This window comes from Rhodococcus sp. NCIMB 12038 (assembly GCF_002165735.1).
Taxonomy (GTDB): Bacteria; Actinomycetota; Actinomycetes; order Mycobacteriales; family Mycobacteriaceae; genus Rhodococcus_F.
The window spans coordinates 149491-164302 of sequence record NZ_NHML01000002.1; the positions used below are offsets into that span (position 1 = coordinate 149491).

Sequence of the window (14812 nt, forward strand, 5' to 3'; positions counted from 1 at the left end):
CACTCTGTCATTCACGTGAATTACATGCGAGCGCTGACTATTTCGCTAGAATTCCCCGATTCGCAGTGTGCGAAATCGGCTCACAACGACACGAAAGGTGAACACTCCGTGGCTCGTGTGTTTCCGTCGGCGACCCAAGAGAACTATCTGAAGCTGGGGGAGCAGCACGACCTAGACGTTGTCACCGGTATCGCGCGCAGTTACGTCGACGCCGCGATCGCTCATCCGAAGGCCACTGTCCGCAGGGGCTGGTCCATCAGCTGTCTGCCCTCCACCGGTCGAGGGGCACGGTTGTTCACCGTCAACGTGGGAGCCGTCGAAGGGGCGTACATGTGGACCATCCCCGACGACGCCGACTTCGACGGCTACCTCATCACCGTGTACGTCGACCGAAGCACGTTGGAAGCCCAGACAGGGCATTCTCTTTCCACACTGGAACAGAAGTACGCGGACGACGTGTACTTCGAGAAAGCTGGACATCGCAAGTTCAAGGGCCGCGCCATCAGTCTGACCACGGAGGTGTTCGGACGAAGTATCGAGTTCCCCGAAGGTCTGCCCTGGCAACCTGCAGCAGCGGCACTGGCCGAGCAGCTTATGGCCGAGAGTGATTGCGTGTACTCGCAGTACCACAATCGTTGGCTCGCAGAAGACGTCATGGAATGGGCTAAACGCGGTTCCCAAGAGACTCAGTCGGAATATCTCCCCACCGCGAAGACTTCGTGAGTGGTGCCCGGACTTCAGCGGTTTCGCGTAGTAGATATTCGAGCGTAAGGAGAACCTGATGGCAAACGACGGCTGGGAGTACTGGCGAGTGACCCCTGTCACTCGCGGCGGCTCGGAATGGCTTGCTGTGACCAGGCCAGGTGCGCGTGCTGCGATCGACCGTCACAAGATGTGGTCGCTGGTTCCGAACCGCATGATATTTCTAGCCAACTGGTTCCTGACCGAGGACTACTGGCGCGAGGATGAGGCGAACTCATGGGCCTACGAGAATTTGGATATCGAGGAAGCCCGAGGGGTTGCGCTGGAGGTGCCGGCTGTTTCCGTTGAGGGCATAGCTCGCCTGACCCATCCTGAATCGTGCCTCACGCTGGACCAGATAGATCGCTACACCGTCGAGAAGGTTCTGGGCAAGCGAGCTTCCAACTCACTGTCAGCTCGTTGCTAACCACCATGACCATGTCGTCCGAAACCGTCGGTAATGGAAAGATTTCGGGGGTTGTCTAATGTCTGTGCGGGTGACATTGTCTCTCGTCGAGGGACCGGCCGATCAGCAAGAGTACGTCTTCTCCGAGCGGTCAACATGCCTTGTCGGGCGCTCCCATGATTGCCAAGTCCGCATACCCTCTGGCGCTCCCGACGCCGACTGGGTGTCGCGACACCACTGCCTGCTCGACATCAATCCCCCGGACATTCGCGTACGCGATTTCGGCAGCCTCAACGGCACCCATGTCAACGGTGAAGAGATCGGCCGCCGAAAAGATGGGCAAACTCCGGAGGAAGGCGCAGCCACGGCGTTCCCCGAACGCGCACTACGTCACGGTGATCAGATCAAGATGGGGCCGACCGTTCTACGGGTCGACCTAGCAAATGAACTCGGACTAGGCAATGAGAAACTCGAGATGATCCGCTGCTCCCGCTGTGGGAGCACTGTCCTCGGCGAGACCGCCCATCGCGACGGCAAACTGGTGTGCGAATCATGCCAGTCCGATCTGGGTGCATGCGTTGCCGATCTCCTCCGCAAGGCTGACGATGGAGCAGCCGAACTGGCCGCGATCCGCGGATACGACCTCGTGCAAGAACTCGGTCGAGGCGGACAGGGAATCGTCTTCCTGGCTAGGCACAAGCAGACCGGTGAACTCACTGCCGTCAAAGTTCTGCTGGCACAGGTCGCCGCCTCCCCACATGCGCGGGCTCAGTTCCTTCGAGAGATGTCCAGCGTGGCTTCGCTCCGTCACCCCAACATCGTGGCCTTCCGTGAGGCTGGCGAATCCGGCGGACAGTTCTTCTTTACCTGTGACTATTGCGATGGCGGCAGCGTGGCGGATCTGGTGCGGGAGCGCGGACACCCTCTTTCGGTCGAGGACGCAGTTGCGTTCACTCTGCAAGTCTTGGCGGGACTCGATTACGCCCATACCGCCCCGCTGGTGGTACCCGGACAGCCTGACTCACGTGGGCTTGTGCACCGCGACATCAAACCCGCAAACATCCTGCTGACGAGAAGCGACTCTGGCGGGATGACGGCCCGCTTGGCGGACTTCGGCCTTGCCAAGGCCTTCGACCTGGCAGGGTTGAGTGGGCACACCTTCACAGGTGACTATGGGGGCACGGTCGCGTTTATGTCGCGAGCTCAGCTTACGGACTTCAAGTATGCTCAGCCGGCCGTCGATGTCTGGTCTACTGCGGCATCTCTGTACTGGATGCTCACCGAAATGCCCCCACGGGATTTCCCGGCAGGCAAGGAACCGGTTCTCGCGGTGTTACAGGACGATCCTGTCCCGATCCGTGAACGTAACCCGCACATACCTGCCCCGCTTGCCGAAGCTATCGACAACGCACTCGTGGACCTACCGGAGAACGAGGTGTGTACTGCGGAGCAGTTCGCTCACGCCCTGCGGGAAGCGTGGTGACGGGATGATCCCGCTGCTGTGGGCTGGGCTGAGTGACATCGGCCGGATCCGCCACCAGAACGAGGACCGGTTCCATGCCGATGCCGACCGTGGGTTGTTCCTCGTCGCCGACGGCATGGGTGGGGCGGCTGCCGGTGAAGTCGCAGCTCAGACCGTCGTCGACATGCTGCCCGAGTACACGCGTCGGTACGTTTTCCCCGGCGCACCGCCCGTGGAATTCACCACGACGACGGAGAACCAACTCAAGGCAGCCCTCGCCGACTTGTCCACCGAAATCCGTAAGGGGAGTGAACGATCCCTGCGGCAAGCGGGCATGGGCACCACCGCCGTTGTCGCGATCATCGGAACACGTGAGGTGATGGTGGGTCACCTCGGAGACAGCCGCGCCTACCGGATGCGCCACGGACAGCTACAGCAACTGACCGACGATCATAACCTCGCCCAAGCACTGATCGAATCCGGTGAGCTCACTCCCGAACAAGCCGCCAGCCATTCCGGACTGCGCCGCCTCACCCGCTACGTCGGAATGCGCGATCGCCCCCGCCCCGACGTTGCGACATTCTCGTTCAACGACCCCGATCGGCTGCTGTTATGCACCGACGGACTGACGACGCTGCTGGACGACGCCACCGTACAAACCATCCTCAACGAACACCCACACCCCCGTGACGCGTGCCGTGCGCTGATCGCTGCCGCCAACGCTGCCGGCGGCAACGACAACACAACTGCGATCATCATCCAACGGGCTGCCTACGAGCTCGGGAGTCAAGCGGACCAATCCGCACAGGCAGACGAGCGGAACACCGCGCATCCGTCACCCGCCAAAACCGGCACACTGGGGCCGCACCCGGATGACGAACTGACGGTGGGTCCTCGTCACCCGAGCAGCATTTCGCGTCCGGCACCGGCACACGTCGACGAGTTCGGCACCGAACAGTCGGGCGGCGCGACGACCTCGGCCACAAACAATCTCGATGATCCACCCGACCCGCAACCCCCGTCGTCAAGCGACGATACGACCCCTGCCCACCGTGCTACGAACAGCTTTACCAGGCGAACGCGCTGGACAGGAATCGGGCACCGATCTTTGCATCAGGGCACCTTTCTGCGCGACAACCCACACGAATCGTCCAGTCAGTGCGCAGGAACTGGACGATCCCGGCTTATCGTGACGCTTCTTCTGGTCTCGTCTGTGGTGTGGGTGGGGGTGGTGAGGTGGTTGAGAAGTTCGGTCAGTACGAGCTGCAGGACAAAATCGGGCAGGGCGGAATGGGGCAGGTGTGGCGGGCGTACGACACCGCCCTTGACCGGCAGGTAGCGGTCAAGGTACTTGCCACCGAACTGGCCGCAGATCCGGAATACCGGGCTCGATTCCTTCGGGAGGCCCGTGCCGTGACCAAGCTGCAGCACCAGAATGTCGTGTATGCCCACGATTATGGCACCATCGACGGCCGGTTGTACCTCGTCATGCCCCTGCTCGTTGGGCAGGACCTCGACACCTTGATTCGCCGGGACGGGCCCTTACCGCTCACCCGGACAGCGCAGGTGATCGGCCAAGCCGCAGCGGCTCTCGATGCCGCACACCGGGCGCGTCTGGTGCACCGGGACATTAAACCGTCGAACATCTTCGTCCAGCCGGACGGACATGTGTATCTGATCGATTTTGGGATCGCCCATACCGATGGGCAGGACGGGTTGACGATCGGGACCGGGGCGATTGGAACGCATGCCTATATGGCACCGGAGCGCTACGACGGGAAAGCCGGCCCTGAGGTCGACATCTACGCCCTGACGTGTGTGCTGTTCGAATGCCTTACTGGCCGACGTGTGTTCGAAGGCGACAGAATCGTCCAGCAGATCGCCGCGCACCTCACCGAACCACCACCGAGGCCCACTGAGCTGGTGCCGTCCCTGCCCGCGGTCCTCGACGGGGTCATCGCTCGCGGGATGGCCAAAGACCCCGCGGACCGATATCACACCGCCACCGCACTTGCTCTGGCCCTTCCCGCCGCCCTGCGCGGGGGCACCGCTGCCATGGTCGCGCTCGGCGATCTGCTTGAAAAGATGGATCCGCCGGATTTCGACGATGCCCGCCGCTGGTATGAGCAGGCTGCTGCCAGCGGCGACACCGGCGCGATGGTCCACCTCGGGAACCTGCTCGCCGACCGGATGGATCCGCCGGATCTCGATGGTGCCCGTCATTGGTACGAGCAGGCGGCCCACGAGGTGGAGGCGGTATGGTCGGAAATTCTTGCGACGGTCCGCGAGCACAGCAAGACCGTCGAGGTGATGCTTTCTGGCGCGACCGTATGCCGCGTCGACGGCAATCGCATCGTGCTCGCACACGATGCAGCTGCCCTCGCCAGCCGTCTCGCCGAACCGCGCACTGCGAGTTTGATCTCGGATGCATTGCGCGCAGTTTCCGGCGTGAAGTTCGAGGTCACCTGCGTGCACAGCGCGAGTCCGCACGAGCGCGAGAAGGTCTCACCGAGTGCGGAGACCTCAGCTCTGGTTGCTGTCACTGTCGGGTTTAGCTGGACTACGCACAACACCGACGAGGACGTCTGCATAGATGCGATGGCACTCGCTGTGGGTACAGATCGGAAGGCGCCGTCGGAGTATCACCTGATGTACTACAGCAACCGCAAGTCTCCCGATGGTGCGATCGAATACTGCGGCGAAGATCTCACCGACGGCAGTGAGAGCGAAATTAATGACAACGAGATAATTAATGTCGATCTTGCATCTGTCCCGGTGAGCATTGACGCGATTGTCTTTCTACTGTCGATTGACAACGCGGACGCGCACGGCCAGTCGTTCGGTCAAGTCGAGGATGTGTGCATACGAGTTATCGACCGAGCCACAGGCTTCGAACTCGTCCGCTACGAGCTGGAACACGATGTTTCGACCGAGACTGCGCTCGTGCTTGGTGAGATCTACCGGCAGGGCACAGAGTGGAAATTCCGGGCTATCGGCCAGGGGCACCCATCGGGCTTGGCTGGCATCATTCGCGATCATGGCATTTCGATGGGTTGAAACAGGGAGCGCCTTAGCGCTGGGAGTTGAACGGCAATTTCGCAGTCTCAGATATCTGTGCACGCTGACGCCAATCAGCCGAGGACAGTGAGTCCTGCGGAACATCGGGCGTGTCGTAGCGTGCGGATACGCTACGACAATCGGACGCCGTAGCGATAGGGAGACACGTCATGACCGCTCACGCGCCCACGTCGCTCCCGGGTCGGGTCGTCGACCGCGAGAATCAGGGCTGGTTCACTACGGCCGATGCCGGCGGGAACACGGTCTACAGCTCCAGGTGGGGCTCGCCGACGTGTGACTACGAGACACTCCTGGCCACCCGCGGCCCCCTCCGCCCGGTCCTACCGGCCATCTCCGATGATGTCGAGCGGATCACCGAACTCCTGGCCGCGTCCGGGCGCCGGGCGATCACCACGCTGGCGGCGGCACTCGACGTCGTCCACCACCGTGCCCGGGAGCACGGTTGGCTCGACCCATCAGTCGAGTCCGTCGACTACGGCGCAGCGACCATGACAGCTGGCCGATCGGGGTCGTGGGAATCGGCGGTGCTGCTCGACGTCATCTACTTCGGCAATGGCCTCAACCTCACTACCGCCGCCCCCGACAGCGAGGAGCACCGGGCGGCCGGACCGAACCGCAGGGTCTCCGCACCCCACCGCGACCAGCTTGCCGAGATTTTCCAGCGGTGGGTCTCGGACCCGCGACGATACACCGAGGTCGCCGAGACGCTCGCCGCGATCGTGTCGGACTTCTGCGACACCCGGCACGGCGCCGATGGCTGGCCAGCGATAGCCGACCAGTGGCTCCAGCCGACCAGCCTCGATCGTGACGGTTACGCCACCACATACCGGCTCTTCTACTCGCGCAGCCAGTTCTACAACGATCCCGAGCTGTAAACCACGAGACGCCGGGCCATGATGCGCACGGTGTGGGCCGGGCCGATCCCGTCCAGCCACCGACTGAACGAGATCGACGCTAGGACGCCGTCCGAGGCAACGGCATCGGCGCGGGTCCACACCACGACGACCGGATGCGGCGCTCCGACTCTCTCCCGTCCAGTTCGATGTCGCTCCGGATGACGCTATGGGCCAAGGGATTCGGCGTATGCAGCGGGTCAGGCTTACCGAGAAGAGAGTGATCGGGAACGGGTTCGCCGAGAATCGCCAGACCGCCGCGATGCACGGTCAGCCCAGCGACCGAGGCGACCAGCACCACGGTCCTGTCGTACACGACGAGCACGATCGTCGAGGCAGCGACGTGATCGGCCCGCAGCTTCCACACCCCGCGCCCGCGCTCCCACAACTCCTGCGGCGTCAAATCTGGTGCGTACCCGACGTGTGTGCGGCCCAGTGGATCGCCGGGGTCGGCGGGTGCGGAGTCGCCGAGCCGGACCCGGACCGCGGTGATGCGCGGGGTGGGCTGCATCGATCGGAACCCGCGCAGCTCGGACGACGCCCCACTCTCACGGTCCCGGGGCAGATGGGCGAACGGAGGATACTGCCGGCCTGCCAGGCGGACCGAAGGCAACTCACCGGTCGCAGTGAAGCGCTGTTGGTCACAGAACTGCAGAAGCCGCTCGATATCGGTGTCCAGGGATGTATCTCGGATGTCGAAGCCGAGCTTCTTCAGCGCCCACCCGATCTCGCTGTCGTGCCAGCCGGGAAGATACGTGGACCGGAAGTGGCCGGCATCGTCCGGGACAGCCCTGTGCATCTCCTGCCGGCAGTCGGGTGGTAGCGCGTCGAGGATCCGCAGCATGCACGCCCCCAGCAGGCCCGAGGTCGGGCAGCTCAGCGTGGGTCGATGCTCGACCGCCGCGAGGGCGACGTACACGCTGACCATCCGCGCGAAGTACGCCTCCACCAGCGGGAAAATCCGATCCCACCACTCGACCGTGTCGGCGGCTGTGGCGCAGAACAGGGCATAGAGGGGACTGGTATCGAGGAGGCGGACCGCGGCGGCCGCCGACTCCTCGTGCCTGTCGAGGATCAGGCGGGCGTGTTCAGTGACCTCGCACCTGCGGCACGGGTCGGGGAGCACCCGGAAGGTGGATTCGGAGGGCTGGAACCGCCGATGGCCGCAACTGTAAACAAGACAGCCGGGGGCGACGCAGTACAGGCAAGCGTTCGGGTCCCCGTTCTTCCACGCAGCGGGCGATCGCCGTTGCAGCGGGGTTTCCCGCCACTCGTGACCGGCGGGGCAGCGCCACCACAGCATCTCGTGGGACGAGTTCGTGGTGGAGTCGAGATCGACCCCGGTATTGCGAGTCGGATGTAGCTGGCGGAACAGTTCTGGATGCTTGTCTTTCAAACGCATACGTCCCCCTCGAGACTGACTATTTGGTGCATCAACACTCGGCGCCAACCGGTACCCGTCTCACGGCTTGCCCCGGGCTGCGTGCGCCAGCCAGGCCATGAACCCGAGGACGAACGTTCCCCGGCAGGCGAGGAGCACAGTGCCTTCGTTGCTCACGGTCATCCGGCCGATCACGCCCGTGAACGAGATGGACCCGACCAGGGCGTTGCCGCGTGAGACGCGAAAGTTCGTCATGCCTACGCACGGTAGACCCGATTCCGGTACGAGCGTGAGGACCTAGGCGGTCCTGACCTGCAGCGATGCCCCAGCGGGCATCGCTGAGCCTAACAAGATCGCAAACGGTCGGGCGTGTCGCCGCAGCTCTTACGGAGTGTCGCCGGCGCGATCCCCTTTCCGGCACGACGTGACCCGCCGAAGTCCGTAGCGGGCGGCGGCGCGATCGCCGTCGCCAGTGCCGATCACTGCGAAGATGCGGAAAGGGCGGTGATGATGGTCGTCGACACAGACTGGAACGGGGTCAACTACTACGGGTTCGCTCCCACAGGCAGCGAAGAATAGACTCCATCCTTGAAGAAATCCACATCGGGCGTCGGACCGCGGCAGACGCGCTTCATTGATCCTCGCAGGCATGGAACACGAGGTATGTCATCTGTAATGGAGCAGTCACGACTGTCATATAGTTCTCGAATGCGAAGGACCTTCTGCGTTGCCGCCGTGTTGATGAGCGCTGTGACCCTGGGGGCCTGTTCGTCCGGTGATGATTCGGGACCAACCCAGAGTGCCGAGGTCGCGCCTTCAATGAACAGCGCAGCCGCTGTCCCCGAGGAACCCCGCACCCTGAAGCCAGGCGACAGTACCGGTATCAGCCTCGGCAGCACGCGGGGGACTGTCACTCTTCAATCAGTGCAAACCGACCTAAGTTGTGGATCCGGTGGAACCCACTACCAAGCGGTGGAGTTCACCGTCGATCTTGATCCAGGCACCAGTTACATGACGGCAGGATCGCTGGAACTGACCGAAATCCTTCCGGACGGTACGCAGTCGACGTCGCCTTCAAACGTGACAACCTTCGACTGTCTGGCCGAAGATCAGCCCCAGCTTGAGTCCATTCGCCACGGATCAACGCAACGGGGATGGATTGTTGCAAAAACCCAACAGCCGCAGGGATCTTTCTACTTCCACACCGATTCACAGAACTACATGGACACCATCATCGAGTTCTGACCGCTCGGGACCAAGCGTCGTGGGTTCGATGACGGGGGCGGTCGGATCGGTCGTGATCAAGGGCAAATCCACCGGTCATCGGGATCGTTTCGTGCCGACATCTTCTGGGCACACGAGGACCGGTGCGATTGCCGCCCGCTGTTAATCCGTGGGCAGGCCGCAGTATCACGGCGGCCTGACGGCGCTACCGCCAACGTTGCAGGTCGATGTTCAGTTCGGTGAGGAGCCTGCGGACGGTTGCGAAGTGGCAGGGGACGGACCACACGCCGTTCCTCGGCACGTTGATTGATGGCCAAGCGTCGGGGAAGTCTGTGACGGCGGGACAGATCGGTAAACGACCACAAACGGAAAACGAGATGTCGGAGGGCAATATGTCCAAACGAGCCACCAGTGGGCGCACAGTGACGCTTGAGGATGCGATTGCCAGAGCAGGCGACGAACTGTCTGCCACCATCGGCCTCCCTGAACACATTGAACCGGGTGAAATCAAATTCACATTCATGGTCGATGCCGGTGACAGTCCCCAAGCGGAAGACATCACGTTCACCTGGGATGGTGGGCTGTCGGCAACGTGGTTACAGGACATCTCTGAGCACGAAAGCAATCTGTCTCCCGCATCGAGCGCGCCCGTCTGGGGTTGGGCGTCATGGCGTAACGGGGGCGACCTACTGCTGGCGTACACATGGCCCGACGTTGAAGTCGACGGTTGGGCGCACATTCCCGGCGGTGCGCCGGGAAGTGAGGACCAAGAAGACACCTTGTCCGAACCGCAGACATGGGTCGAGTTGGCGAGAACGATCATCAGTGTTCTCCGCGGCGAAGAATTGCCTAAACGCACAGGGCAAACCTACGAATAGGGAGTGACGGTGAAAGGCCCTTCGCTTCGGCGGGAAGGTCCTTTCAGCTGTACTCAAGGGTTCTTCCTGTCAGCAGGTGGGTGTAGGGGAAACCTCGCAGATCACTATCCCCCGAGACTCGTTCTCGCCTAGCGTGAGACTTAGTGGGCGCTGGCCAGCCAACGTGGACGTGGCCCGAACTAGGACTTGCCATATGCCTGGCGGGAGCCTTTGCGAAAGCTACACCTGTTGTAGCCGGACAAGGGGTACAGAGATGGGCGAAGCACGCAATGCGACGCGATTCCTCGCGGCTTTTAACGACATCGAGGATCACTTTCGACTGAAGCTCAAAGCTGGGAATCACGTACCGTTCGAACGTCTTCTGGACGACTATGACAGGCGGTTTCGGCTCACACACCAGCTCCGCCATCGTCTGAGCGTCTTCGCGGCTCTTCGTAATGCGATCGCGCACGGCCGATACAACGAGGACGAGGATCCCATCGCCGACCCCCGAGATGACATCGTTGAAGAGATCGCGAGTATCCGCACCGCACTTGTCGCCCCACGATCGGCGTACAGCGCCTTGCCGAAGAGGGAGGTCCTCCTGTTCGAACCCGCGTCGCCGATCAGTGAGGTTCTCCGCGCAATCCGAACCTGCGATTACTCGCAGTTTCCGATCTATCAGAATCAGACGTACCAAGGTCTGCTGACGACGAACTGCATCGCACGTTGGTTGGCCAACCAGCTTACGGAACTAGAGCTGGCCGAGTCCGAACCGGTGGAGAAGGTCCTGGCCTTTGCGGAGCAGCAGGACAGGGCCGTGCATCTACCGCGCGACATCACAGTGCCCGACGCCATAGAGCGGCTGGGTCGATCCGGAGGCGACAGCTTAACAGTTGCCGCGTTGATCCTCACTCACAGCGGCAATCCCGACGAAAAACCGCTCTCTGTCATCGTCGCAGCGGATCTTCCTCAGCTCCATTCCGCGATCGGTCAGTAGCCAGCGCCCGCCCTTCAGGAAGTTGCCGGCATCATCTCGAACGCTCCCATTGCCAGGGGACGGTTAGACAAGCTGAGCATGACGAACTCCTTGGTCCGGAGGCGGACTCCAGGTGGTGCCAAGGTGGTGCCCACTCGGAACCCGGGTCACCAGAATCCGTGATGCATGAACTCGGTCCACGTCATTGTGTCCCTAGAACTGATTCCACCAGCGAACGAAGGGATTCCACCAAGAGCCGGGAAAGAAGAAATCCGCATCCAGCCCCGGCCAAAGCGGTAGGTCAAACCACATGCCGATCATGATGTTCTCCTTAGAACCTGTTGAACCAGTCAACGAAGTTGTGCCACAGTTCCATGCCCGGTGCCAGCCACATCACGTACGGCAAATCAGGCAAGTTCCCAATCATGCTTCACCACCGATCAATCCAATAAGCAATCTGATACCGATTTCAACGCTGTGTTCAAGGGCCATAGCTACAGTTCATGCCCTCTCCTAGTGAAGCGGAATGCCATTTTGGAGCTGATACCAGAATCCCCACAACAAGGTCACGATTGGTTGCAACCATTCAGGTTCGACCCGCGGAGCACTCGGGCTCGGCGGTGATGCACCGGCTGTCCCGGCGGCTAGAAACATGATCAACGTCATGATTCCGACTACTGCGGTGGCATGTGTTCTGGTCATGCTCGTCTACTCCAGGTCCTCCCGACCTGTCTGAAGTATCGATGACAGTGCGACCCCCGTTACTCGCTGGCACCACATGCGGACACCCAGCCATCCGAGACGGATCTTCGGATTACCAACGCCGACTGGCGGCTACTCTGGCCAGCACATTCCACGGTTGAGACTCGGAATATCGCCACGTCCGATCATGTTGAAGAAGCTGACGGTGGCGCGCATACCCGGGTACCACATCAGAAAAGTCGCTGCGAGCGACCACTTGCCGAGAGGCGATATGGCGTCACTGTCACCCCTGACCGGGGCAAGACCTGCAGTGCGCAGCGTTCTCCGGAGGGGATGAGGAGCCGCTGACACCGGGGAAGGTGCCGGCGGCTTTCCTCTGTGACAGATCCTCGCCGCGCCGCCCTCGCCGGCGGTCTGGACGCGATTCGTCGGACGCCGGTGCGCGGCGCCAGGGTCGAAGGCGACGACGCACCTAGAGGGTGCTCGACGTCAACCGCACCAATGGCTATCCCGTTGTCTCAGCGGAGTTTCGGCTCGCCGACTAGTGTTTCCGTGTCGCAGCCTGCATCGCCGTTGCTACGCAGACACAGCATGAGGACGTATTCGGCGCGGGCCAGTTCCTTGAGCTGAGCGGACGAGGGTTCGTCGTCAGATTCGGGAAGGTATTCGACAAGTAGCAGGACGTCGGCGAGTGCATCACGCACCCGATCGAGCCACGGGTCGTTCCACACTCGCTGCACCGCGTCGAGGCCGGCACACGAGATCGGTTCGGCGACAGTCGGTGCGGTCGGGATCGTGACCGAGATGACCTCGTCCTCCCTGACCCAGATCGCGCCTCCGACGATGCTGTCGACGATCTCGACGACCGGTTCGAACGCGTCCGACCACTGCGCGCCGGGAAGGTGCAGGATCACGGACCGCCCGATGTCCTCACTGCTGCTGTGTTCGGTGTCGAGCGGGACCCCCGCGGCGGCCGCGACGGTCTGCGCCTGCCGCTGTACGTACTCGAGGGTGGCCATGACCGGGTCGGTGCGGCGCAGCGCGGTCAGCAGATCTTCGAGCAGCGCCAGCCTGCCGGCGGCCGGTCCGGCGCGCCAGGCACGAACGTGCTCGTCGGGCCTCGGCGGCACTGCCTCCGCGCCGTGGAACGGTGTGTTCTGGACACTCCACTGGCGCACCGCCGCCCGGCGATGCTGGGTCAACACCACCTCGTAGAACGCTTCGAGGCGGGCGGCGACCGCGGTCCCCGAGCCTGGGACCAACGGTGCTCGCGTACGAGCCCAACGCAGATACCCGCCGTAGTCGGCGGCGGCGAGGAGGTCGACACCGAGCGTGCCCGCCACGATGTCGGTGCCGGCATGGACCCGCCGTATGGGGTCGACGGTGCGAAGCTCGGCGAGAAACAGGGCGCGCAACAGCACCAGGCGATCCCCGGTCGGCGGCGCACCGGCCTCGTCGTGGCCGAACACCCAGCCCAGGGCTGCCGCTGCCGCGGACTGTTTCGCGGGGCGCTTTCCGGCACTCCACGGGCCGCGGCAGCGCGGACCGCCTTCCACATCAAAGGTGATCGTCGCGCGCATCTGAGATTGGTGGTCGGGTCCGCGTCGCTCGTAGTCGACGTCGTAGCCGACCTTCAGCCGGGCACAGTATTCCTGCAGCTGTGTCGACGAATCGACGGGCGGCTCGAAACCGCGGATCCAGTTCGCCACCGTCAGCGGTTGACGCTCCATGAGCAGGTCACCGTTGGCGCGCCACGCCACCGCCGCGATGGCCTGTGTGACATCTTCTTTGACGTCGAGACTCAGCGCTTGCATGCCCTTCGACCGGAGCACCCCGGCTTCCACCGGCATCGCGTCGAACAGGGCGAGCACCACCTCGCGCGACACCGCCGCGTAGGTGGCCACGGTCGTCGCGAGCCGGGACGAGGCACCTAGAGTCTGCAGCGCATAGTGATGACGTACCAGGGTGGTCAGGACTTCGGAGCCTTCGGTGGCCAGTGCCCCGTAGTCACGCTGGTTCGCGTCGGTTACCACCGCGCGGTTTTCCAGGATCCAGGATCGATGGGTCAGCGCCTGGCTCATCCACGCGGCATCGGCGACCTCGAAAGCCTGTTGCGCCCATCGCACTGCACGCACGTGCTGCGGGAAGTTGCCTCGGTACGGGCGCGGCGCCGGATGCGTCTGTGCACGACCGGACGCCGCGCCTGACGCCGCGTGGGGCAGGTGCTGCAGAACGTACGAGCGGGACGCGGCCTTGCGGGCAGCCTTGACGGATCTGCCGTTGGCCGACACCGAGAGCCCGTTGGCCGTCACCGTCACAGTGAAGGTGCGGTCGTGGTCCGGACCCGAGAAGGAGCGCACGATCTCCGGTTCGCGTTTCAGCGCCGAACTCAGCAGCGTCACCCAGTCCGGCTCCGAGCGCGGGGAAAACGACACCCGCTCGAGGAGGGCATCTGCCGGTGCCTGGGATGCGGTGACCAGCGAGAGGGCCCCGAGGATCTGCATCGCAACAGCCTCGGGCGCGGAGGTTCGCCGACCGGTCGCGAGTTGGGCTGCTTCGCCCTTGCCGTAGAACGCCGCCTGGGTGTCGCCGATCCAGGCGGCGAGGAGGGCGCGGGCGTGGTGGTCGGAAGCCAGGACTCCGCTGACCTCAGCATTCGTGGTCAGGTCACCGCGCTGGGCACGGACCCGGTCGAGCATCGCCAGGCGCATCCAGCCCCGCCCGAGAGTGGCCAGCAGATCCAGCACCGCAGGGCTGATCGGGCTGTCGGATACCGATTCGTAGAGGTAGCTGCTGTGCAGGCACGCCCACCGCACCCACAGCAACGCGTTCTCGTCCATGACGAGGTCCATCTTCTGCAGATCCTGCAGAAGCCGCGGCGGCACCGGCGGCACCCACGGGGACAGCGGTGCCTGCGGATAGGACTGTCCCCACCCTGTGGGGAGGATGCGTTCCGTCGAGACCGACATCGCCCCACCAGGGGCGGATGCACTCGCCGACGGCGGTAGCGATGGCGGCGGTGCGTGTACCTCAAGGAGTGCGCTTTTCAGCCACGGCCGCAGTAGCGGAGTACGTCCGGCGCGGAACTT

12 protein-coding genes are annotated in these 14812 nt (G+C 63.1%); 9 read left to right on the top strand and 3 right to left on the bottom strand.

Going from position 1 to position 14812, the window contains the following annotated elements:
* The first annotated feature begins 24 nt into the window (after positions 1 to 24).
* From CA951_RS02965 to CA951_RS02990, 6 genes are all read left to right on the top strand, one after another.
* Entirely contained in the window at positions 25 to 723 is a 699-nt protein-coding gene (locus CA951_RS02965; protein ID WP_143542987.1) for a hypothetical protein, read from the top strand.
* Between the two features lie 58 nt (positions 724 to 781).
* Entirely contained in the window at positions 782 to 1168 is a 387-nt protein-coding gene (locus CA951_RS02970; protein ID WP_087555448.1) for a hypothetical protein, read from the top strand.
* Between the two features lie 70 nt (positions 1169 to 1238).
* A complete protein-coding gene (locus CA951_RS02975) occupies positions 1239 to 2630 on the top strand; it encodes a protein kinase (protein WP_218780478.1) in 1392 nt (463 codons plus the stop codon).
* A 4-nt stretch (positions 2631 to 2634) separates the two neighbouring features.
* Positions 2635 to 3948: a PP2C family serine/threonine-protein phosphatase gene (locus CA951_RS02980; RefSeq protein WP_087555450.1), complete on the top strand. Its 1314-nt coding sequence runs from the start codon at positions 2635 to 2637 to the stop codon at positions 3946 to 3948.
* Positions 3846 to 5666 (top strand): TerD family protein, encoded by a 1821-nt coding sequence (locus CA951_RS02985; protein ID WP_143542988.1) that lies wholly within the window; start codon positions 3846 to 3848, stop codon positions 5664 to 5666. Before CA951_RS02980 ends, CA951_RS02985 begins: the two co-directional genes overlap by 103 nt.
* Positions 5667 to 5836: 170 nt before the next feature.
* Positions 5837 to 6562 (top strand): hypothetical protein, encoded by a 726-nt coding sequence (locus CA951_RS02990; RefSeq protein WP_087555452.1) that lies wholly within the window; start codon positions 5837 to 5839, stop codon positions 6560 to 6562.
* Positions 6563 to 6641: 79 nt separating this feature from the next.
* Here CA951_RS02990 and CA951_RS02995 read toward each other — a convergent pair whose 3' ends face one another.
* Together CA951_RS02995 and CA951_RS43280 are read right to left on the bottom strand one after the other, a co-directional pair.
* Positions 6642 to 7982 carry a zinc-ribbon domain-containing protein gene (locus tag CA951_RS02995; protein ID WP_087555453.1) on the bottom strand — a complete coding sequence of 447 codons (1341 nt, stop codon included), beginning with the start codon at positions 7980 to 7982 and terminating at the stop codon, positions 6642 to 6644.
* Positions 7983 to 8042: 60 nt separating this feature from the next.
* Complete coding sequence (locus CA951_RS43280; protein ID WP_179220093.1) at positions 8043 to 8216, bottom strand: hypothetical protein; 174 nt, start codon at positions 8214 to 8216, stop codon at positions 8043 to 8045.
* Between the two features lie 453 nt (positions 8217 to 8669).
* Here CA951_RS43280 and CA951_RS42645 point away from each other — a divergent pair, with 453 nt between their 5' ends.
* The 3 genes from CA951_RS42645 (at position 8670) to CA951_RS03015 (ending at position 11042) form a co-directional block, all read left to right on the top strand.
* A complete protein-coding gene (locus tag CA951_RS42645; RefSeq protein ID WP_143542989.1) occupies positions 8670 to 9206 on the top strand; it encodes a hypothetical protein in 537 nt (178 codons plus the stop codon).
* 206 nt (positions 9207 to 9412) lie between these two features.
* A complete protein-coding gene (locus tag CA951_RS03010) occupies positions 9413 to 10063 on the top strand; it encodes a hypothetical protein (RefSeq protein WP_087555456.1) in 651 nt (216 codons plus the stop codon).
* Between the two features lie 253 nt (positions 10064 to 10316).
* Entirely contained in the window at positions 10317 to 11042 is a 726-nt protein-coding gene (locus tag CA951_RS03015; protein ID WP_087555457.1) for a hypothetical protein, read from the top strand.
* 1199 nt (positions 11043 to 12241) lie between these two features.
* Here CA951_RS03015 and CA951_RS03020 read toward each other — a convergent pair.
* Positions 12242 to 14692: a putative dsRNA-binding protein gene (locus CA951_RS03020; protein WP_179220094.1), complete on the bottom strand. Its 2451-nt coding sequence runs from the start codon at positions 14690 to 14692 to the stop codon at positions 12242 to 12244.
* Between the last annotated feature and the right edge of the window lie 120 nt (positions 14693 to 14812).

Bases quoted from the DNA above. Each gene is read 5' to 3' on its own strand.
- CA951_RS02965 (WP_143542987.1), top strand. From the start codon at position 25: ATGCGAGCGCTGACTATTTCGCTAGAATTCCCCGATTCGCAGTGTGCG.
- CA951_RS02970 (WP_087555448.1), top strand. From the start codon at position 782: ATGGCAAACGACGGCTGGGAGTACTGGCGAGTGACCCCTGTCACTCGC.
- CA951_RS02980 (WP_087555450.1), top strand. From the start codon at position 2,635: ATGATCCCGCTGCTGTGGGCTGGGCTGAGTGACATCGGCCGGATCCGC.
- CA951_RS02990 (WP_087555452.1), top strand. From the start codon at position 5,837: ATGACCGCTCACGCGCCCACGTCGCTCCCGGGTCGGGTCGTCGACCGC.
- CA951_RS02995 (WP_087555453.1), bottom strand. From the start codon at position 7,982: ATGCGTTTGAAAGACAAGCATCCAGAACTGTTCCGCCAGCTACATCCG.
- CA951_RS43280 (WP_179220093.1), bottom strand. From the start codon at position 8,216: ATGACGAACTTTCGCGTCTCACGCGGCAACGCCCTGGTCGGGTCCATC.
- CA951_RS42645 (WP_143542989.1), top strand. From the start codon at position 8,670: ATGCGAAGGACCTTCTGCGTTGCCGCCGTGTTGATGAGCGCTGTGACC.
- CA951_RS03010 (WP_087555456.1), top strand. From the start codon at position 9,413: ATGTTCAGTTCGGTGAGGAGCCTGCGGACGGTTGCGAAGTGGCAGGGG.
- CA951_RS03015 (WP_087555457.1), top strand. From the start codon at position 10,317: ATGGGCGAAGCACGCAATGCGACGCGATTCCTCGCGGCTTTTAACGAC.
- CA951_RS03020 (WP_179220094.1), bottom strand. From the start codon at position 14,692: ATGTCGGTCTCGACGGAACGCATCCTCCCCACAGGGTGGGGACAGTCC.